This window comes from Microbacterium sp. SLBN-154, assembly GCF_006715565.1.
GTDB lineage: Bacteria > Actinomycetota > Actinomycetes > Actinomycetales > Microbacteriaceae > Microbacterium.
The window spans coordinates 1874201-1893539 of sequence record NZ_VFNL01000001.1; the positions used below are offsets into that span (position 1 = coordinate 1874201).

The window sequence follows — 19339 nt, forward strand, 5'->3', positions numbered from 1 at the left end:
TCGTTCACCTGCACGTGCACAGCGAATACTCGATGCTCGACGGGGCGGCCAAGATCGGCGCCATGACGCAGGCGGCCGCCGACTACGGCATGCCGGCCATCGCCGTCACCGACCACGGCAACACCTTCGCCGCGTTCGAGTTCTACAACGCCGCCAAGGCCTCGGGCATCAAGCCGATCATCGGTCTCGAGGCCTATGTCACGCCCGGCACGCACCGCAGCGACAAGTCCCGCGTGCAGTGGGGCACCCCCGAGCAGCGCAGCGACGATGTCTCCGGCTCGGGCGCGTACACGCACATGACGATGTGGAGTCAGAGCACCGAGGGCATGCACAATCTCTTCCGGCTCAGCTCGTTGTCGAGCATGGAGGGGTACTACTTCAAGCCGCGCATGGACCGCGAGCTGCTCGAGACCTACGGCAAGGGGCTCATCGCGACGACGGGGTGCCCGTCGGGCGAGGTGCAGACGCGACTGCGTCTCGGCCAGTACGACGCCGCGCGAGCGGCGGCCGCGGAGTTCCAGGACATCTTCGGCAAGGAGAACTACTTCGCCGAGATCATGGATCACGGGCTCTCCATCGAGCGCCGGGTCATGACCGATCTGATCCGCATCTCGAAGGATCTCGGCATCCCGCTGGTGGCGACCAACGACTCCCACTACACCCACCAGCACGAGGCCGACGCGCACGCGGCGCTGCTGTGCGTGCAGTCGGGATCGACCCTCGACGACCCCAACCGCTTCAAGTTCGACGGCGACGGGTACTACGTCAAGACGGCGCAGGAGATGCGGCAGATCTTCCGCGAGCACCCCGAGGCGTGCGACAACACCCTCCTCATCGCCGAGCGATGCGACGTCGAGTTCAACACGAGCGCCAACTACATGCCGCGCTTCCCCGTGCCCGACGGCGAGACCGAGGACAGCTGGCTGGTCAAGGAGGTCGAGAAGGGCCTTCACTACCGGTACCCGAACGGCATCCCGGACAACGTCCGCAAGCAGGCCGAGTACGAGACCGGCATCATCCTCCAGATGGGGTTCCCCGGCTACTTCCTGGTCGTCGCCGACTTCATCAACTGGGCGAAGGACAACGGCATCCGCGTCGGCCCGGGCCGTGGCTCCGGTGCGGGCTCGATGGTCGCGTACGCCATGCGCATCACCGACCTCGACCCGCTCGAGCACGGCCTGATCTTCGAGCGCTTCCTCAACCCCGATCGCGTCTCGATGCCCGACTTCGATGTCGACTTCGACGACCGGCGCCGCGGCGAGGTGATCGACTACGTCACCGAGAAGTACGGCTCCGAGCGGGTCGCGCAGATCGTGACGTACGGCACCATCAAGTCCAAGCAGGCTCTGAAGGACGCGGGGCGGGTGCTGGGCTTCCCGTTCAGCATGGGGGAGCGGCTGACGAAGGCGATGCCGCCGGCGGTCATGGGCAAGGACATGCCGCTGAGCGGCATGTACGACGCACAGCATCCGCGCTTCAAGGAGGCCAGCGAGTTCCGCGCCCTCATCGACTCCGATCCCGAGGCGAAGACGGTCTTCGATCGGGCGCTCGGACTCGAGGGGCTGAAGCGTCAATGGGGCGTCCACGCCGCGGGCGTCATCATGTCGTCGGAGCCCCTGCTCGACATCATCCCGATCATGCGTCGCGAGCAGGACGGCCAGATCGTCACGCAGTTCGACTACCCGTCGTGCGAAACCCTCGGCCTGATCAAGATGGACTTCCTCGGGCTTCGCAACCTCACGATCATCTCGGACGCGCTCGACAACATCCGGATGAACCGGGGCGAGGAGCTCGACCTCGAGCACCTCGCGCTCGACGACACAGCGGCGTACGAGCTGCTCACCCGTGGCGACACCCTCGGCGTGTTCCAGCTCGACGGCGGTCCGATGCGTTCGCTGCTGCGACTTCTCAAGCCCGACAACTTCGAAGACGTGTCGGCCGTCATCGCGCTCTACCGCCCGGGCCCCATGGGTGCGAACTCCCACATCAACTACGCCCTCCGCAAGAACGGGCAGCAGGAGGTCACGCCGATCCACCCCGAGCTCGAGGAGCCGCTCAAGGACATCCTCGACATCAGCTACGGCCTGATCATCTATCAGGAGCAGGTCATGGCCATCGCGCAGAAGGTGGCGGGCTTCTCACTCGGCCAGGCGGACATCCTCCGCCGTGCGATGGGGAAGAAGAAGAAGTCCGAGCTCGACAAGCAGTACGAGGGCTTCTCGGGCGGTATGAAGGAGCGCGGCTACGGCGACGGGGCCATCAAGGCGCTGTGGGACATCCTGCTGCCCTTCTCGGATTACGCCTTCAACAAAGCCCACTCGGCTGCGTACGGCCTGGTCTCGTACTGGACGGCGTATCTGAAGGCCCATTATCCGGCCGAGTACATGGCGGCGCTCCTGACGAGCGTCGGTGACTCCAAGGACAAGATGGCCGTCTACCTCAACGAGTGCCGACGCATGGGCATCAAGGTGCTGCCACCGGACGTGGGGGAGTCGATCCGCTATTTCGCGGCCGTCGGCGAAGACATCCGCTTCGGACTGGGCGCGGTGCGCAATGTCGGCGCGAACGTGGTCGACGCCATCGTCGCGGCCCGCCAGGAGGCGCGCTTCACGTCCTTCCACGACTTCCTGTCGAAGGTTCCCGTGCCCGTCGCTAACAAACGGACCGTCGAGTCGCTGATCAAGGCGGGCGCGTTCGACTCGCTCGGGGCGACGCGTCGTGCGCTGATGGAGATCCATGAGGATGCCACCGAGCAGGCCGTCCTCGACAAGCGGCGTGAGGCCAACGGCGAGGTCGGATTCGACTTCGATTCCCTGTGGGACGAACCGCAGCAGGTGCAGAAGGTGCCCGACCGGCCGGAGTGGACCAAGAAGGACAAGCTGGCCTTCGAGCGCGAGATGCTCGGGCTCTACGTCTCCGACCACCCGCTCGCGGGGTTGGAGATCCCGCTGGCCAAGCACGCCTCGCTGTCGATCCACGACCTGTTGGCCTCGGAGGACATCGCCGACGGCGAGCAGGTGACCGTCGCCGGCCTCGTCACGAGCGTGCAGCACCGGGTGGCCAAATCCAGCGGCAACCCGTACGGCATGATCACCGTCGAGGACTTCGACGGTGAGGTCACCGTGATGTTCATGGGTAAGACCTACACCGAGTTCCAGTCCATGCTCCAGGCCGACTCGATCCTCGTGGTCCGCGGACGCGTGTCGCGACGCGATGACGGCATGAATCTGCACGCCGTCTCGGCCTTCGTGCCCGATCTCGGTGCGGTGGATGCCTCCGGTCCGCTCGTTCTCCTCGTCCCCGAGCATCGGGCGACCGAGACGGTGGTGACCGAACTCGCTCAGGTGCTGACCCGTCACCGAGGCGACACCGAGGTGACCCTGCGCCTGCACAAGGGCGGGGTGGCGAAGGTGTTCGAGGTCCCGCTGCCGGTGACGGTGACCGCCGACCTGTACGGCGAGCTGAAAGGTCTTCTCGGGCCCCAGTGCCTCGGTTGATCGAGTGTGACGGCTCGTCGCCCGCGCGGGCTGTCGCGATGACGCCCGTGAGGAGGATGGGCGGCGCGGGTAAGATCGGGATTCGCCGTGCGGACCGCGCGGCTCCCCGGGAAGGATGACTGTGACCGACGGAATCAGCAACGACGAACCGACCGTGGACACCCCCGCCACGACCGCCGCGACCGATGACGCACCCACCGTCGCCGGCGGCCCGTCCGACACCGGGGTGCAGTACGGCGTGGGGCCCTTCTCGCTGCGCGAGGTGATCCTGGGCGGCGTCTGGCTCGTGGCCTTCGTCGTGTCGTTCTTCTCGTTCAGCACCGTGCAGTTCAGCTCGGTTTGGACCACCGGTCTGTGGTGGATCCTCACGATCGGCGCGCCCACGGCCGCGGTCTTCCTGCTGGCGCTGCGCCGCCTGTCGCCCGAGGGCATCCGACGCGTCGGCTCGCTCGGAATCGACCAGTTCGCCTCCGTGGCCTTCACCGTCTCGGCTGTCATCTGGCTTCACCTGATCTGGGAGACCGTCGCCATCGTGGTCGCCGGCGGGCCGTGGCTGCGCGGCTGGGTCATCTGGGTGGAGTTCTTCCTCATGCTCGCCGGTGTCGTCCTCACCGTGTTCGCGCCGCTGATCCCTGCCCTCGCCGAGGACTTCCGAGACCGTCGCGAGGTCGTCGCCCACCGCTTCGCCCGCCCCGCGCGGCCGGTCACGCCGCGTCCGCGCACCCCGCGTGCTCAGAAGCCCGTGCCGGCCCCCGCCGCCGCGCCGGCACAGGACAGCGCCCCCGACACCGCCGCCGACGACACCGGACCGTACGACACCGGCGCGTACGGCGTGAACCCCTACGCACCCGCCTCCGCCGGCGCGCACGCCTCTGCGGGTGTCCCGGTCGGACCCGAGGCGATGAGCGGATCGGACGCGGATGCCGACCGTGCGAGCCAGACAGGCGATCTCGAGGCGATGTTCGGGCCCTCGCGCACCGAGCGCCCCGACGCCGATGACGACCAGCCGAAGACGGCGGTCGCCGACACCGTGGCCACCGACGTCACTCCCGACGACGATGCTCGGGATGCCGACCAGACGGCCACCACGGTGATCGAACCCGAGACGCGCTACCAGGCGTTCTGGGCCCTCGTGCCCGAGGAGCGCGACATCGTCGACGAGAAGGGCGCCACGCTGTTCCGCATCGGTCCGACGGCGTGGGCTCTCGTGATCGAGGACCGCCAGAGCCACTTCGTCGTCCGTCACGAAGACGGCCGCACCGGGTACCTGCACGACGTCTCCGGCGTCACCCGCGGCTGAGGACCCCATCCCCATGCGCACCATCGATCTGCGGGGGCAGGCTCTCACCCCCGCTGAGCTGCTCGCCGCCGTCCCGCGTGCGGCCGGTACTCGCGAGGCGGCGTTCACCGCCGCCTCCGACATCGTCGCCGACGTCGCGGCGCGTGGCGAGGCGTCGCTGCGTGAGCAGGCGGAGCGATTCGACGGGGTCACCGGACACGACATCCGGGTGCCGGCAGCGCACCTCGATGAGGCGCTGACGGGCCTCGCCCCCGACATCCGCGCAGCGCTCGAGGAGGCGATCGACCGCGTGCGCCTCGGTTCGGCGGCCCAGGTCCCGGCGGAGATCGTCACCATGATCCGTCCCGGCGCGCGCATCGTGCAGCGGTGGCAGCCCGTACGTCGCGTGGGCCTGTACGTTCCCGGGGGCAAGGCCGTCTACCCGTCGAGCGTCGTGATGAACGTCGTCCCCGCGCAGATCGCCGGGGTCGTCGAGGTCGCGCTCGCCTCGCCTCCGCAGCGTGAGTACGGCGGGCGGGTGCACCCCGTCATCCTCGCCGCCGCGCGACTTCTGGGCGTCGCCGAGGTCTACGCGATGGGCGGTGCCGGGGCGATCGGCGCCTTCGCCCATGGTGCCACCGCCATCGGGCTGGAGCCTGTCGATGTGGTGACCGGACCCGGCAACAACTTCGTCGCAGCGGCCAAGCGCGCCGTCGCGGGTCTGGTCGGTACCGACTCCGAGGCCGGGGCCACCGAGATCCTCATCGTCGCGGACGAATCCGCTGACGCCGACATCGTCGCGGCTGACCTCATCAGTCAGGCGGAGCACGACGAACAGGCATCCGCCGTCCTCGTCACCACGTCGCCCGCTCTCGCCGACGCGGTTGCGGCGGCGGTCGCATCGAAGGCAGCCGCCACCCGTCATGCGACGCGCGTGCAGACCGCCCTCGCCGGCGCGCAATCCGCCATCGTGCTGGTGGACGATCGGGCTGCTGCCACGGCGTTCAGCAACGCCTACGCCCCCGAGCACCTCGAACTCCACCTCGCCGACCCCCGCCCGGAGGACTTCGTCCACGCCGGCGCGATCTTCGTCGGTCGCCACACACCGGTGAGTCTCGGCGACTACCTCGCGGGGAGCAATCACGTCCTTCCGACGGGGGGACAGGCCCGCTACGCTGCCGGGCTGTCGGCGTCGACATTCCTCCGGCCGCAGCAGGTGGTGACGTACGACGAGCAGGCACTGGCCGAGGTGCGCGACGCGATCGTGACGCTCGCCGATGCCGAGGACCTGCCCGCGCACGGCGAGGCCGTGACCGCACGCTTCTCGGCGTAACCTGTTCTCGCCATGCATTGTCCCTTCTGTCGTCATTCCGACTCCCGCGTCATCGACTCGCGTACCAGCGACGACGGACTGAGCATCAAGCGCCGCCGGCAGTGCCCGGAGTGCGGCGGCCGGTTCTCCACGATCGAGACGGCGAGTCTGAATGTGATCAAGCGGTCCGGGGTGATCGAACCGTTCAGCCGCGAGAAGGTCATGTCGGGTGTCCGCAAGGCCTGCCAGGGACGCCCTGTCACCGAGGGCGATCTCGCGGTCCTCGCCCAGACCGTCGAAGAGGCGGTACGTCAGACCGGCGCCTCGCAGATCGACACCAACGAGATCGGCCTGGCGATCCTCGGCCCGCTCCGCGAGCTCGACGAGGTCGCCTTCCTGCGTTTCGCCAGCGTCTACCAGGCCTTCGATTCCCTGGAGGACTTCGAATCGGCCATCGCCGGCCTCCGTGCCGACCACGCCGATCGCGTGCGGACGGGTGAGAGCGAGCCGACTCGCTAGCCTGGAGGGGATGTATCCCCTCCTGTTCCGCACGGTCCTCGCGCGCATGGACCCCGAGACCGCGCACCACGCCGCGGTCGTCGTCATCCGGGCGCTCGGCGTGCGGCCGCTGTCCGCACTCGCAGCCCGATTCACCCGGCCGGCTCCGACACTGGAGACCTCGGCGCTCGGCCTGACGTTCCCGACGCCGTTCGGCGTCGCAGCCGGGTTCGACAAGGACGTCCGCGCGGCGCGTGGACTGGCCGCACTCGGATTCGGTCACATCGAGGTGGGCACGATCACCGCCCACCCGCAGCCCGGGAACCCCCGCCCACGCCTGTTCCGCCTGATCCCCGACCGTGCGGTGATCAACCGGATGGGCTTCAACAACGCCGGTGCCGAGGCCGCTGCCGCGCGATTGGTCGCCCTCCGCCGACGTCGACGCCGGCCCGTCATCGGGGTGAACATCGGCAAGAGCCGCGTCGTCGAGGTGGCCGATGCGACCGCCGACTATGTGCGCAGCACGACGCTGCTCGCCCCCCTCGCCGACTACCTCGTGGTCAACGTGTCCTCACCCAACACTCCGGGCCTGCGCGACCTTCAGTCCGTCGCGAGCCTCGGGCCCCTGTTGACGGCCGTCAAGGATGCCGCCGGCGACACGCCCCTGCTGGTGAAGATCGCCCCGGACCTCGCAGACGAAGACATCGTCGAGGTCGCCCGGCTCGCCGTCGACGGCGGTCTCGCGGGCATCATCGCCACGAACACCACCATCGGACGCGAGGGGCTGGTCACGGATCCGCAGACCGTCGCCGCGGCCGGCGCAGGCGGCCTCTCCGGAGCGCCGCTGCGCGATCGCTCGCTCGAGGTGCTGCGACTGCTGCGCGGAAGCGTTCCCGCATCCTTCGCGGTGATCTCCGTCGGCGGGGTGGAGACGGGGGAGGACGTGCGCGAGCGGCTGGAGGCCGGCGCCACCCTCGTCCAGGGCTACACCGGATTCCTCTATCGCGGTCCGCTCTGGGCGCGTCAGATCAATCGAGCGCTCGCCCGCTCGGTCCCGCACCCGTCGGTCTGAGTCAGGCGATCCGCCCGCCACGGAAGCCGCGACGCTTCACCTGGGGCTTGGGAAGGCGTAGGAACCGCATCTGGATGCTGCGCATCGCGGCGTACCATCCCAGGCCCTTCTCCATCTTGTCGGCCCCGAACTTCTCCCGGGCGCCGCGCTTGACGCGGATCGAGGTGATGATCATGTCGCCGATGACGAACAGGATGAAGATCCACAGCACCACGAACGACCAGTACTGCACGGCGAGCACGGGGACGAAGGTCGCCACGATCACCAGGACCATGGCGGGCATCACCGCTTCGCCCAGGTGGAAGCCCGAATCGACGAAGTCGCGGACCCAGCGGCGCTGCGGGCCCTTGTCGCGCACCGGGAGATAGCGCTCGTCTCCGGCCGCCATGCCGGCGCGCGCCTTCTCGCGCTGCGCGGCCAGGTCGGCGCGCGCGCGTGCCTTGGCCTCCTTGGTGTCGGGAACCAGGGGGCGCTTGCGAGCGGCCTCGCGCTCGGCGCGGGTCGGCGTCGCGCGACCCTTCCCCGTCGCGGACGCGGCGCCCTCGGGCGCGTCCTTCGGTGTGGAAGCTGCGGGGGTGGGTGCGCCGGGAGTCTTGGCCACGGGAGATCCTTGGAAGCGGAGAACGGGTGTCCGCTTAAGATTACCCGCATGACCTCCACCCCCACCCGGCGTGATGTCGTCCGCGACGCCGCGCTCTCCGGCATCCCCACCGCCCTGGCCGATCTCGGCGCGCTCGTGCGCATCCCCTCGGTGGCGTTCCCCGGTTTCGATCACGCCGAGGTGCGCCGATCGGCCGAGGCGGTGGCGACCCTCGCGCGCGAGACCGGGGTCTTCGACGACGTGCGGATCGTGGACGCCGCCGTCCCCGACACCGGAGAGCGGGGGATGCCGGCGGTCCTGGCCACGCGCCCCGCGGCGCCCGGGCGGCCGACCATCCTGCTCTACGCCCACCATGACGTCCAGCCTGTCGGTGATGAGTCGCTGTGGGATTCACCGCCCTTCGAGCCCACCGTGCGAGACGGGCGGCTCTACGGGCGGGGCGCCGCCGACGACAAGGCGGGCGTGATGGCCCACATCGCCGCGGTTCGGGCGCTCCGCGATGCTGCGGGCGAAGACCTCGGTCTCGGCATCGCCCTGTTCATCGAAGGGGAGGAGGAGGCGGGCTCGCGTTCGTTCGCGCAGTTCCTCTCCGACAACGCCGAGACGCTGCGCGCCGATGTGATCGTCGTCGCGGACTCGGGCAACTGGGACGCGCGGACGCCGGCCCTGACCGTGTCGTTGCGCGGCAATGTGCGCTTCACGCTGACCGTGCGAACCCTCGATCACGCCTCGCACTCGGGGATGTTCGGCGGTGCCGTGCCCGACGCCATGCTCGCCACCATCCGACTGCTGTCCACGCTCTGGGGCGCCGACGGGTCGGTCGCGGTCGAGGGGCTCGCTCGCCGGGACGCGGCCACGCCCGAGTACACGGAGGAGACCCTGCGCGACGAGGCCGGCCTGCTCGACGGCGTGAGCCCGATCGGGTCGGGGTCGATCCTGAGCCGCATCTGGAACCAGCCGTCGGTGACGGTCACCGGCATCGACGCGCCGAGCGTGAAGAACGCCTCCAACACGCTGAGCCCGGAGGTCTCGGTCGTCGTCAGCGCGCGCATCGCGCCGGGCCAGTCGGCGTCGGAGGCGTACGAGGCCCTCCGTGCCCATCTCCAGCAGCACGCGCCGTTCGGTGCCCGACTCGCCTTCGGCGATGTCGACCTCGGCGACGGCTTCCTCGTCGACACCAGCGGCTGGGCCGTGGAGTCGGTCCGGACCGCCTTCGCCGAAGGCTACGGCGTCGACCCGGTGGACCTGGGTGTCGGCGGATCTATCCCGTTCATCGCCGACCTCGTCCGGGAGTTCCCCACCGCCCAGATCCTCGTCACCGGTGTCGAAGACCCCCACGCCCGCGCCCACGCGCCGAATGAGTCGCTCCACCTCGACACGTTCCGGAACGCCGTCGTCTCGGAGGCGCTGCTTCTGGAGGAGCTTGATCGCAGAGTCTCTTGATGGGCGTGCTATCCCGTCCTGAAGGAGGGGTCGGGGCGTAGAATCGGTTCACCGAGCCCTGTCTCGCGCACTGCACCCGGAGGATCTGAAATGACCGACACCGCTCTGTCCACCGACACCGCGCGCGCACACGGCGTGCTTCTCACCGATGCCGCCGCGCTGAAGGTGAAGAACCTGCTCGACCAGGAAGGTCGCGACGACCTGCGACTCCGCGTCGCCGTCCAGCCGGGCGGATGCAGCGGGTTGATCTACCAGCTCTACTTCGACGAGCGCCTCCTCGAGGGCGACAAGACCGTCGACTTCGACGGCGTCGAGGTCATCGTCGACGACATGAGCGTCCCCTACCTCGACGGTGCGACGATCGACTTCAAGGACACCATCTCCGAGCAGGGCTTCACGATCGACAACCCGAACGCGGCCGGCAGCTGCGCCTGCGGCGACAGCTTCCACTGACCCGCTCGTGACCGCTCATCTCACCTCGGCGACCCATCGTCGAGGGCGACGATGGGCGTGTCCCCGCGGTCGAACAACCTGGGCGTCAGGCCAGAACGCGCCCAGAGGTTGCCCTAGACTAGCCACGGAAACACACTGAACGGAAAGGTGCGCACGTGCCCTCGAAACGCCGTCTCCGCTGGGCGTTCGTCCCGGTCGGGATCGCCGCGGCCCTCGTGCTCGCGGGATGCACTCCGACCGAGTTGAACGGGTACCTGCCCGGCTTCGTCGAGGAGGGTACGCCGGCGACCAACCGGACCGAACTCGTCTCGGGTCTCTGGGTCAACTCCTGGATCGTCCTCCTCGCCGTCGGCGTGGTGACCTGGGGCCTCATGGGCTGGGCGGCGATCGCCTACCGGCGGCGCAAGGGTCAGACCGGCCTTCCCGTCCAGCTGCGGTACAACATGCCGATCGAGATCTTCTACACGATCGTGCCGTTGATCCTCGTCGTCGGCTTCTTCGCCTTCACCGCCCGCGATCAGGCGATCATCGAGACGCAGTACGAAGACCCCGATGTCTCGATCACCGCGATCGGCAAGCAGTGGGCGTGGGATTTCCAGTACAACGGCGAGGACGAGGACAACTCCGACGCCGTGTGGAGCATGGGCGTGCAGGCCGAGCCCGACGCGCGCGGCGACTACGACCAGGCGGCGCTGCCGACCCTGTACCTTCCCGTGAACCAGACGGTGAAGATCGATCTCGAAGCCCGCGACGTCATCCACAGCTTCTGGATCATCGACTTCCTCTACAAGAAGGACATGTACATCGGCAAGGACAACGAATGGTCCTTCACGCCGACCCGAGAGGGCACGTACGCCGGCAAGTGCGCCGAGCTCTGCGGCGAGTACCACTCCGCGATGCTCTTCAACGTCGAGGTCGTCAGCGAGGCGGAGTACGAGCAGTACCTCGACTCTCTCCGCGATCGCGGCCAGACCGGTGACATCACCGATGCGTACGACCGGTTGCAGAACCTTCCCGGCACCGGGGCGGGCTCCGAGACGGAGACCAGCTCGAGCGGGGAAACGAGCACAGAGGATCAGGGCTGATCATGGCGACGACACTGCCACTGCAGGAATCCACCCCCGGCCGCTCGACCACGCTGCCGCCGCGACAGGCCGCGCTGCTGAGCTCGTCCCGCGTCGAGCAGAAGGGCAACATCGTCGTCAAGTGGATCACCTCCACTGACCACAAGACGATCGGGTACATGTACCTGATCGCGTCGGTGGTGTTCTTCATGTTCGCCGGCGTGATGGCCCTCATCATCCGTGCCGAGCTGTTCGAGCCCGGCATGCAGGTCGTTCCGACCAAGGAGCAGTACAACCAGCTGTTCACGATGCACGGCACCGTGATGCTCCTGATGTTCGCGACGCCGCTGTTCGCGGGCTTCGCCAACGCCATCCTTCCCCTGCAGATCGGCGCCCCCGACGTGGCCTTCCCGCGTCTGAACGCCTTCGCCTTCTGGCTGTTCCTGTTCGGTTCGCTGATCGCGGTCTCGGGCTTCCTGACCCCGGCAGGTGCGGCCTCGTTCGGCTGGTTCGCCTACCAGCCGTTGGCGAGTGCGACCTTCTCACCAGGTGTCGGTGGAAACCTCTGGATGCTCGGCCTCGGCATGAGCGGTTTCGGCACGATCCTGGGTGCCGTGAACTTCATCACGACCATCATCACGATGCGTGCCCCGGGCATGACGATGTGGCGCATGCCGATCTTCACCTGGAACACCCTCGTCACCAGCATCCTGATCCTGATGGCCTTCCCGGTCCTCGCCGCCGCCATCCTCGCCGCCGGCTCGGATCGCATCTTCGGCTCGCACGTCTACGACCCCGAGAACGGCGGCGTGCTGCTGTGGCAGCACCTGTTCTGGTTCTTCGGCCACCCCGAGGTCTACATCATCGCGCTGCCGTTCTTCGGCATCGTCTCCGAGGTGTTCCCGGTGTTCAGCCGCAAGCCGATCTTCGGTTACAAGACCCTCGTCTACGCGACCATCGCCATCGCCGCCCTCTCCGTGGCCGTGTGGGCGCACCACATGTACGTCACCGGCGGCGTGCTCCTGCCGTTCTTCGCGCTGATGACGATGCTCATCGCCGTTCCCACAGGCGTGAAGATCTTCAACTGGATCGGCACGATGTGGCGGGGGTCGGTGACCTTCGAGACGCCCATGGTGTTCGCACTCGGCTTCCTGGTCTCCTTCGTCTTCGGCGGTCTGACCGGCGTCATCCTCTCGTCGCCGCCGCTGGACTTCCACCTCTCCGACTCGTACTTCGTCGTGGCGCACTTCCACTACGTCGTCTTCGGCACGGTCGTGTTCGCGATGTTCGCCGGCTTCTACTTCTGGTGGCCGAAGTGGACGGGTCGCATGCTGAACGAGCGCCTCGGCATCATCCACTTCTGGCTGCTGTTCATCGGCTTCCACATGACCTTCCTCATCCAGCACTGGCTGGGCGTGGACGGCATGGTCCGTCGCTACGCCGACTACTCCGCCGCGGACGGGTGGACCTGGCAGAACCAGGTCTCCACCATCGGTGCGATGATCCTCGGTGCGTCGATGATCCCGTTCCTCTTCAACGTCTGGATCACCGCGCGCAAGGCGCCGAAGGTCACCGTCAACGACCCGTGGGGCTACGGCGCCTCGCTCGAGTGGGCGACCTCGTGCCCGCCGCCGCGGCACAACTTCACCTCGATCCCGCGCATCCGCAGCGAGCGTCCGGCGTTCGACCTGAACCACCCCGAGGCGGGCCTCCCCGTCGGCGTGGGCCCGGCGAAGGACGCGCCCGACACGCCCGTGGTCGACCTGGCACAGGGAGAGGTCAAGTAAGTGCGTACCAACGTCGGACTCTGGTGGCTGCTCAGCGGCTTCTTCCTGCTGGTCTTCGCGTTCTACACGGTGTGGAACATCATCTCCTACACGACCGCCGAGGTCCCGTGGTTCTCGGCGATCGAGTGGGTCGGCTCCGTCGCGCTGCTGTTCACGGCCTTCATGGCGGCTCTGATCGCGTTCTACATCCAGCGCGTGCACGTCGCTCAGGGTGGCGAACTTCCCGAGGACGTGCTCACCGCCGATATCGATGACGGCGACCCCGAGATGGGCGAGTTCAGCCCGTGGTCGTGGTGGCCCATCGTGCTGGCCTTCTCTGCGGGTCTCGCCTTCATCGGCCTGGCCGTGGGCGCGTGGATGGTGCCGATCGGCCTCGGAGTCTTCGCCGTCGCGATCGTCGGCTGGGTGTACGAGTACTACCGCGGATACTTCGCCCGCTGACGGTGGGGTTCCGACTGGAGTCCGTCGCGGCGTCCGCCTCGGGCCCGCGACCGAGCAACCAGGATTCGGCGTTCGCGGCGCCCTGGGGTGCGGGAGTTGCCGACGGCGTCGGCGGTGGTCCCGCCGGAGATCTCGCGTCAGCCGCTTTCGTGCACCGTCTGGTGGCGGGGTGGCACCAGTCTCCGGATGCCGAGATGCTGACCGAGCGCACGCTGATGGCCAACTGGGACATCGCGGCCCATGGGCACCGCGATCCACGGCTCGTCGGAATGGCGACGACCTTCACGGGCCTCTTCGTCGGATATCGGAACCGGCTCCTCCTCGCCCACATCGGAGATTCCCGCGCCTACTCTCTCCGGTCGGGAACGATGACCCGGATGACGCGCGACGACTCGTTCGTCCAGGCGCTGGTCGACGGCGGCCATGTGCGCGCCGAGGACGCCATGAGCCATCCGCACCGTAACCTGATCACGGCCTCCATGTCCGGCGGCCCTGATGACCTTCCGCTGGTGACGTGGGTCGATACTCTCCAGGACGACCGCTGGCTCCTGTGCAGCGATGGACTCACCGACTACGTCGACGACGTCGCGGTGAGCGAGGTCTTGAGTCGGGATGACCGCGAGGAAGCGGCGTCAGAGCTGATCGACCTGGCGCTCGATGCCGGCGCTTCCGACAACGTCACCGTCGTGGTCGCCGACGTGATCGCTTCCGACGACGCCCCGCCGAGGAAGACGCCGGTGTTCGTCGGCGCCGCGGCGCGACGCTTCACGCTCGACGATCCGTTCCGCGACGTCGCCGTCTGAGTCGGGTCGCGTCTCGCGGCGCGCCGGTCAGCGAGCCGCAGACGTCTGCGCCCGCACGACCATGACGGTCGGGTCGAACGTTCGGGGGAGAGGGCCCTCGTCGTTCTCGGTGGGCTGTCCTTCTCTGACCCAGTATTCGTACCCGCCGATCATCTCCCGCACCGCGATGCCGAGGCCGGCAAGGGCGGCCGCCGCCTTGGTGCCGGCGTTGCAACCGGGGCTCCAGCAGTAGACGATGACCTCTCTCACCCCCGCCAGCTCCTGGGGCGCCCGCGTGGGGATCTCGCGATAGGGGAGATGCCGGGCGCCGGTGATGCGCCCCTGCCGCCACGCCTCGTCGCTGCGCACGTCGAGGAGGACGACGTCCTCGCCCGCGCGTTGCGCGGCGTAGACGTCGGAGGCGTCGGTCTCGTAGGCGAGCTTGGCGGCGAAGTACGAGGCGGCGTCGATCATGCGCCCACTGTAGGAGGCGGACGGCCGACGTCGCGATCTGCGTGACGGTCATCGACCGGTGGTTTCCTGCCGTTCCGCGAGGATGCGTCTACCCGGGGGCGGCGGGGACACGAGCCGGGCGGATGCACCGGCCACCCGCGACGGCCGACATGGTGAAGGGCCCTACCCTCCCGGGGGAGTGCAGGGCCCTTCACCGTGAACGGATCAGTCCTTGTCGCGCGTGGGGGGACGGGTCTCCTCGGCGACGATGACGTTCGAGGGGCGAACCGCCGTCTCCGAGCGGCTGCCGTCGTCGATGGGCACATGCGGAGCGTCGGGGACCCCGGCGCGCTCGTGGGCGCCCTGCAACTCGGCATCCTTCTCGCTGGCGACGTGGTCGAGCGTGTGGTGCTGGTGCTCCAGCGCCGCGTCGAGTTCCGTCTGCGTGAGCGGGGTGAGGCGGTCCTCGAAGAACCACCGGGAGATGGATGCGCGCACGTTCTGGTGCCACGGGATGCGGCCCTTCGCGTTCGGACGCACCACCAGGGGCTCGTACACGTCGGTCTCGATGAGCTTCCAGCGCTCGTACTCGTCGACCGGCTGGTGGACCTCGATGTACTCGCCGCCCGGGAGCCGCACGATGCGGCCCGACTCGTAGCCGTGCAGGAGGATCTCGCGGTCCTTCTTCTGCAGCGCGATGCAGATGCGCTTGGTGACGAAGTAGGCGATGATCGGGCCGAGGATGAGCGCCACCTGCAGGGTGTGGATGACACCCTCCATGGTGAGCCAGAAGTGGGTTGCGATCAGGTCGGAAGACGCTGCCGCCCACATCACCGCGTAGAAGGTGACACCGGCAGCGCCGATGGCGGTGCGGGTCGCCGCGTTGCGGGGACGCTGGGCGATGTGGTGCTCGCGCTTGTCACCCGTGATCCATGCCTCGATGAAGGGGTAGAGGGCCACCACGACGAGGAAGAGCCCGAGGATCGTGATCGGGATGATGATGTTCCACGACCAGGTGCGGTCGAGGAAGACCGTCTCCAGGTGCGGAGGGATCAGACGCAGCATCCCGTCGGCGAAGCCGATGTACCAGTCCGGCTGGGTTCCCGCCGACACCGGCGACGGGTCGTACGGGCCGTAGTTCCAGATCGGGTTGATGGTGAACAGCGACGCCACCAGCACGATCACGCCGAACGTGATGAAGAAGAAGCCGCCCATCTTGGACATGTAGACCGGCATCATCGGGTAGCCCACGACGTTGTCGTTCGTGCGGCCGGGGCCGGCGAACTGCGTGTGCTTGTTGATGATCATCAGCATCAGGTGCGCGACGAGCAAGGCCACCAGGATGGCGGGCAGCAGCAGGATGTGCAGCGCGTAGAGGCGACCGACGATGGCGGTGCCCGGGAACTCGCCGCCGAAGAGCAGGAACGAGGTCCACGTGCCGATCAGGGGGATGCCCTTGATCATTCCGTCGATGATGCGGAGGCCATTGCCCGAGAGCACGTCGTCGGGGAGCGAGTAGCCGGTGAAGCCCTCACCCATCGCGAGGACGAACAGCACGAAGCCGATGACCCAGTTGAGCTCGCGGGGCTTGCGGAACGCGCCGGTGAAGAACACGCGGAGCATGTGCACGCCGATGCCGGCGATGAAGACCAGCGCGGCCCAGTGGTGGATCTGGCGGACCAGGAGGCCGCCTCGGATGTCGAACGAGATCTCGAGCGTCGAGGCCATGGCAGCCGACATCTCGATACCGCGCATCGGCAGCCACGACCCGGTGTAGTGGGTCTCGACCATGGACGCGTCGAAGAAGAACGTCAGGAACGTCCCCGAGATGAGGACGACGACGAAGCTCCACAGCGCGATCTCACCGAGCATGAACGACCAGTGGTCGGGGAAGATCTTGCGACCCAGCTCTTTGACGAGGCCGGAGACGCTCGTGCGCTCATCGACGTAGTTGGCCGCCCAGCCGACGAATCGGCCTCCCAGCGGCTTGCCGTCGGTTGTGCCCTGGGTTCCGTCCGTCATGGCCGGCTCGAGGGTCACGTTCTCTGTGGGGTGGTTCCCGGTGCTCATCGGCGCTCCCAGAAGCTCGGGCCAACGGGTTCGGTGAAGTCACTCTGGGCCACGAGGTAGCCCTCGTCGTCCACCGTGATCGGTAGCTGCGGCAGCGGCCGCGCGGCCGGGCCGAAGATCACCCGTGCGCCGTTGGCCACGTCGAACTGCGACTGGTGGCACGGGCACAGCAGGTGGTGGGTCAGCTGCTCGTAAAGAGCGACGGGGCAGCCGACGTGGGTGCAGACCTTGGAGTAGGCCACGATCCCGTCGTAGGTCCAGTCCAGACGGTTGGTCTCGGCGGGGAGGTCCTCGGGGCGCAGGCGCATGAGGAGGACGATCGCCTTGGCCTTCTCCTCGAGATAGCCCTCTTCGTGCGACAGCTCGGCGAGGGGCTCGGGGATGACGTGGAAAGCGGAGCCGAGCGTGACGTCGGCGGCCCGGATGGGCTCGCCGGTCGGGTCGAGGGCCAGACGCATGCCCTCCCCCCACATGGTGTGCTCCAGAAGGGCGACGGGGTTTCCGGCGATCGGGTTCTCGGTGGAGTTGAACGGAGCGAGACCGCGGAACAGCGTGATGCCCGGGAGGATCGAGGCGACCAGCGCGGCGAAGAGGCCGTTGCGGATCAGCGCGCGGCGGCCGAAGCCGGACTCCTCGTTCGCGGTGCGGAACGATTCCACGACTGCTGCTCGGGTCGTGTCCTTGCCGCGGGTGGCGTGACGGGGCTCGACGTGCTCCTTGTCGGCCATGATCGCCTTGGACCAGTGGATGGCGGCGATGCCGATGGCCAGGAGCGCCAGGGCGATCCCCAGACCGATGAAGAGGTTGTTGTACCGGATGTCGGTCAGGCGGCCACTCTCGATCGGGAACGCGAAGTACGCCACGATCGCTGCGATGCTGCCGGCGACCGACAGGTAGAACAGGGTGTAGACCGTGCGGACCGCCCGCTTCATCGCGGCGGGATCCTTGTCCGTCATCCGCTCACGGTGGGGCGGCAGAGCCGGTGCTTTCACCGGATCCTTGACGGCCACGGCAAGACCGCTCGAGGGCTGCCAGGAAGCCCTCTCGTGGGCGAGCGCGTCGTCCTCGTGTGCCATGGTGCTCCTCGTTGCTGTGTCGTGTCGGGTCAGTTGGATTTCGCCGTGACCCACACGGTGATGGCGATCAGCGAACCGATGCCGAAGATCCAGATGAACAGACCCTCGGAGACCGGGCCCAGCGAACCGAGCTCGAACCCACCGGGGGACCGGTTTTCCTGTATGTAGAGCAGGTAGGTGATGATGTCCCGCTTCTCCTCGAGGGAGAGGTTCATGTTGTTGAACACCGGCATGTTCTGCGGGCCGGTCACCATCGCGGCGTAGATGTTCAGCGGCGTCGTGCCGTTCAGCGCCGGAGCGTACTTGCCCTCCGTCAGCGCACCGCCCGCGCCGGCGACGTTGTGGCACATCGCGCAGTTGATGCGGAACAGCTCGCCACCGTGGGACGCGTCGCCCTCACCGTCGAGGACTTCCTCGGCCGGGAACTCGGGACCCGGGGCGACCGACTGGACGTACTCGGCGAGAGCCTGGGTCTGCGCCTCGGTGAACTGCACGGGCTTCTGCGGAGCCTGCGGGCCCTGCGCCTGCAGCGGCATGCGTCCGGTGCTGACCTGGAAGTGGACCGACAGCTCGCCGACGCCGTACAGCGACGGGCCGGCCTCGGAGCCCTGCAGGTCCAGGCCGTGGCAGGTGGCGCAGTTGGCCTGGAACAGCAGCTCGCCGTCTTCGACCGTGAGCTCCTGCGTCGAGCCACCGTCGTCGGTGGCCGCGACGGCTGCGGAGGCGCCGGCGTAGACGCCGCCGGTGATCAGCAGGCCGATGCCGATGAGGGCTGCGGCGGCCCAGGGGCTGCGGCGACCGGTCGCGCGGTGTGATTTCTTGCGTGCCATGTCGGGGTTCAGCTCCGCTCTCACTTGAGGAAGTAGATGACGAGGAAGAGGGCGATCCAGACGACGTCGACGAAGTGCCAGTAGTACGACACGACGATCGCCGAAGTCTCTTCCTTGCGCCCGAAGTTGCGGACCGCGTAGGCACGGCCGATGACGAGGAGGAAGGCGATGAGACCACCTGTGACGTGCAGGGCGTGGAACCCGGTGGTGAGGTAGAAGGCCGAGGCGTACGAGTCGGAATCGATCGTCATGCCTTCGTAGACGAGCTGGGCGTACTCCCACACCTGACCCGACACGAAGATCGCGCCGAGCGCGAAGGTGAGCCAGAACCACTCGACCATGCCCCAGCGGTTCCAGAAGCGGTTCGACTTCACCGTGTACGGCTGTGCGCGCTCAGCGGCGAAGACGCCCATCTGGCATGTCACCGATGACAGCACCAGGATGATCGTGTTGACGGTCGCATACGGCACGTTCAGCAGCTCGGTGCGGTCGGCCCAGAGCTCGGGCGAGGTGCTGCGGAGGGTGAAGTAGATCGCGAACAGTCCCGCGAAGAACATCACCTCCGAACCGAGCCAGACGATCGTTCCGACGGCGACCGGATCGGGTCGCTTGACGGACCGCATGGCCTGGGAGTAGGTGGCAGGGGTGGTCGTCACGCTCCCCATTATGTCTGAGATCGGG

At 67.9% G+C, this 19339-nt stretch carries 17 protein-coding genes; 11 read left to right on the forward strand and 6 right to left on the reverse strand.

What is annotated here, in order from left to right; translation table 11 throughout:
* Nucleotides 1–32 precede the first annotated feature (32 nt).
* From dnaE to FBY40_RS09145, 5 genes are all read left to right on the forward strand, one after another.
* Nucleotides 33–3497 (forward strand): DNA polymerase III subunit alpha, encoded by a 3465-nt coding sequence (gene dnaE / locus FBY40_RS09125; protein WP_235015077.1) that lies wholly within the window; start codon nucleotides 33–35, stop codon nucleotides 3495–3497.
* A 115-nt stretch (nucleotides 3498–3612) separates the two neighbouring features.
* Nucleotides 3613–4797: a hypothetical protein gene (locus FBY40_RS17565; protein WP_442922858.1), complete on the forward strand. Its 1185-nt coding sequence runs from the start codon at nucleotides 3613–3615 to the stop codon at nucleotides 4795–4797.
* A 13-nt stretch (nucleotides 4798–4810) separates the two neighbouring features.
* A complete protein-coding gene (hisD, locus tag FBY40_RS09135; RefSeq protein ID WP_141938162.1) occupies nucleotides 4811–6109 on the forward strand; it encodes a histidinol dehydrogenase in 1299 nt (432 codons plus the stop codon).
* A 12-nt stretch (nucleotides 6110–6121) separates the two neighbouring features.
* A complete protein-coding gene (gene nrdR, locus FBY40_RS09140) occupies nucleotides 6122–6607 on the forward strand; it encodes a transcriptional regulator NrdR (protein ID WP_124293029.1) in 486 nt (161 codons plus the stop codon).
* Nucleotides 6608–6617: 10 nt separating this feature from the next.
* Nucleotides 6618–7658 carry a quinone-dependent dihydroorotate dehydrogenase gene (locus FBY40_RS09145; RefSeq protein ID WP_141938163.1) on the forward strand — a complete coding sequence of 347 codons (1041 nt, stop codon included), beginning with the start codon at nucleotides 6618–6620 and terminating at the stop codon, nucleotides 7656–7658.
* Nucleotide 7659: 1 nt separating this feature from the next.
* Here the strand turns inward: FBY40_RS09145 and FBY40_RS09150 are convergent, their stop codons facing one another.
* On the reverse strand, nucleotides 7660–8259 hold the full coding sequence (locus FBY40_RS09150; RefSeq protein WP_124293031.1) for a DUF3043 domain-containing protein: 600 nt from the start codon (nucleotides 8257–8259) through the stop codon (nucleotides 7660–7662).
* A 48-nt stretch (nucleotides 8260–8307) separates the two neighbouring features.
* Here FBY40_RS09150 and FBY40_RS09155 point away from each other — a divergent pair, with 48 nt between their 5' ends.
* From FBY40_RS09155 to FBY40_RS09180, 6 genes are all read left to right on the forward strand, one after another.
* Nucleotides 8308–9702 (forward strand): dipeptidase, encoded by a 1395-nt coding sequence (locus FBY40_RS09155; RefSeq protein ID WP_141938165.1) that lies wholly within the window; start codon nucleotides 8308–8310, stop codon nucleotides 9700–9702.
* A 90-nt stretch (nucleotides 9703–9792) separates the two neighbouring features.
* The gene (gene erpA, locus FBY40_RS09160) at nucleotides 9793–10155 is read left to right on the forward strand and encodes an iron-sulfur cluster insertion protein ErpA (RefSeq protein WP_124293033.1); all 363 of its coding nucleotides are present in this window, start codon (nucleotides 9793–9795) and stop codon (nucleotides 10153–10155) included.
* 155 nt (nucleotides 10156–10310) lie between these two features.
* Complete coding sequence (gene ctaC, locus FBY40_RS09165) at nucleotides 10311–11240, forward strand: aa3-type cytochrome oxidase subunit II (protein ID WP_141938167.1); 930 nt, start codon at nucleotides 10311–10313, stop codon at nucleotides 11238–11240.
* Between the two features lie 2 nt (nucleotides 11241–11242).
* On the forward strand, nucleotides 11243–13006 hold the full coding sequence (ctaD, locus tag FBY40_RS09170; RefSeq protein ID WP_141938169.1) for an aa3-type cytochrome oxidase subunit I: 1764 nt from the start codon (nucleotides 11243–11245) through the stop codon (nucleotides 13004–13006).
* Nucleotides 13007–13447 carry an aa3-type cytochrome oxidase subunit IV gene (gene ctaF, locus FBY40_RS09175; RefSeq protein ID WP_124293036.1) on the forward strand — a complete coding sequence of 147 codons (441 nt, stop codon included), beginning with the start codon at nucleotides 13007–13009 and terminating at the stop codon, nucleotides 13445–13447.
* Nucleotides 13448–13449: 2 nt separating this feature from the next.
* Nucleotides 13450–14250, forward strand: coding sequence for a PP2C family protein-serine/threonine phosphatase (locus tag FBY40_RS09180; RefSeq protein ID WP_141938171.1), 801 nt, complete (start codon nucleotides 13450–13452; stop codon nucleotides 14248–14250).
* A gap of 27 nt (nucleotides 14251–14277) precedes the next feature.
* On the opposite strand, the gene FBY40_RS09185 is transcribed toward FBY40_RS09180, so the two are convergent.
* From FBY40_RS09185 to ctaE, 5 genes are all read right to left on the reverse strand, one after another.
* Complete coding sequence (locus FBY40_RS09185; protein ID WP_141938173.1) at nucleotides 14278–14703, reverse strand: rhodanese-like domain-containing protein; 426 nt, start codon at nucleotides 14701–14703, stop codon at nucleotides 14278–14280.
* Nucleotides 14704–14907: 204 nt separating this feature from the next.
* Nucleotides 14908–16704 carry a cytochrome bc1 complex cytochrome b subunit gene (gene qcrB, locus FBY40_RS09190; protein WP_141940107.1) on the reverse strand — a complete coding sequence of 599 codons (1797 nt, stop codon included), beginning with the start codon at nucleotides 16702–16704 and terminating at the stop codon, nucleotides 14908–14910.
* Between the two features lie 44 nt (nucleotides 16705–16748).
* Nucleotides 16749–17828: a cytochrome bc1 complex Rieske iron-sulfur subunit gene (qcrA, locus tag FBY40_RS09195; RefSeq protein ID WP_141938175.1), complete on the reverse strand. Its 1080-nt coding sequence runs from the start codon at nucleotides 17826–17828 to the stop codon at nucleotides 16749–16751.
* A gap of 29 nt (nucleotides 17829–17857) precedes the next feature.
* Nucleotides 17858–18658 (reverse strand): cytochrome bc1 complex diheme cytochrome c subunit, encoded by an 801-nt coding sequence (gene qcrC / locus FBY40_RS09200; protein WP_141940108.1) that lies wholly within the window; start codon nucleotides 18656–18658, stop codon nucleotides 17858–17860.
* 20 nt (nucleotides 18659–18678) lie between these two features.
* Nucleotides 18679–19323, reverse strand: coding sequence for an aa3-type cytochrome oxidase subunit III (ctaE, locus tag FBY40_RS09205; protein ID WP_124293040.1), 645 nt, complete (start codon nucleotides 19321–19323; stop codon nucleotides 18679–18681).
* Nucleotides 19324–19339 lie beyond the last annotated feature (16 nt).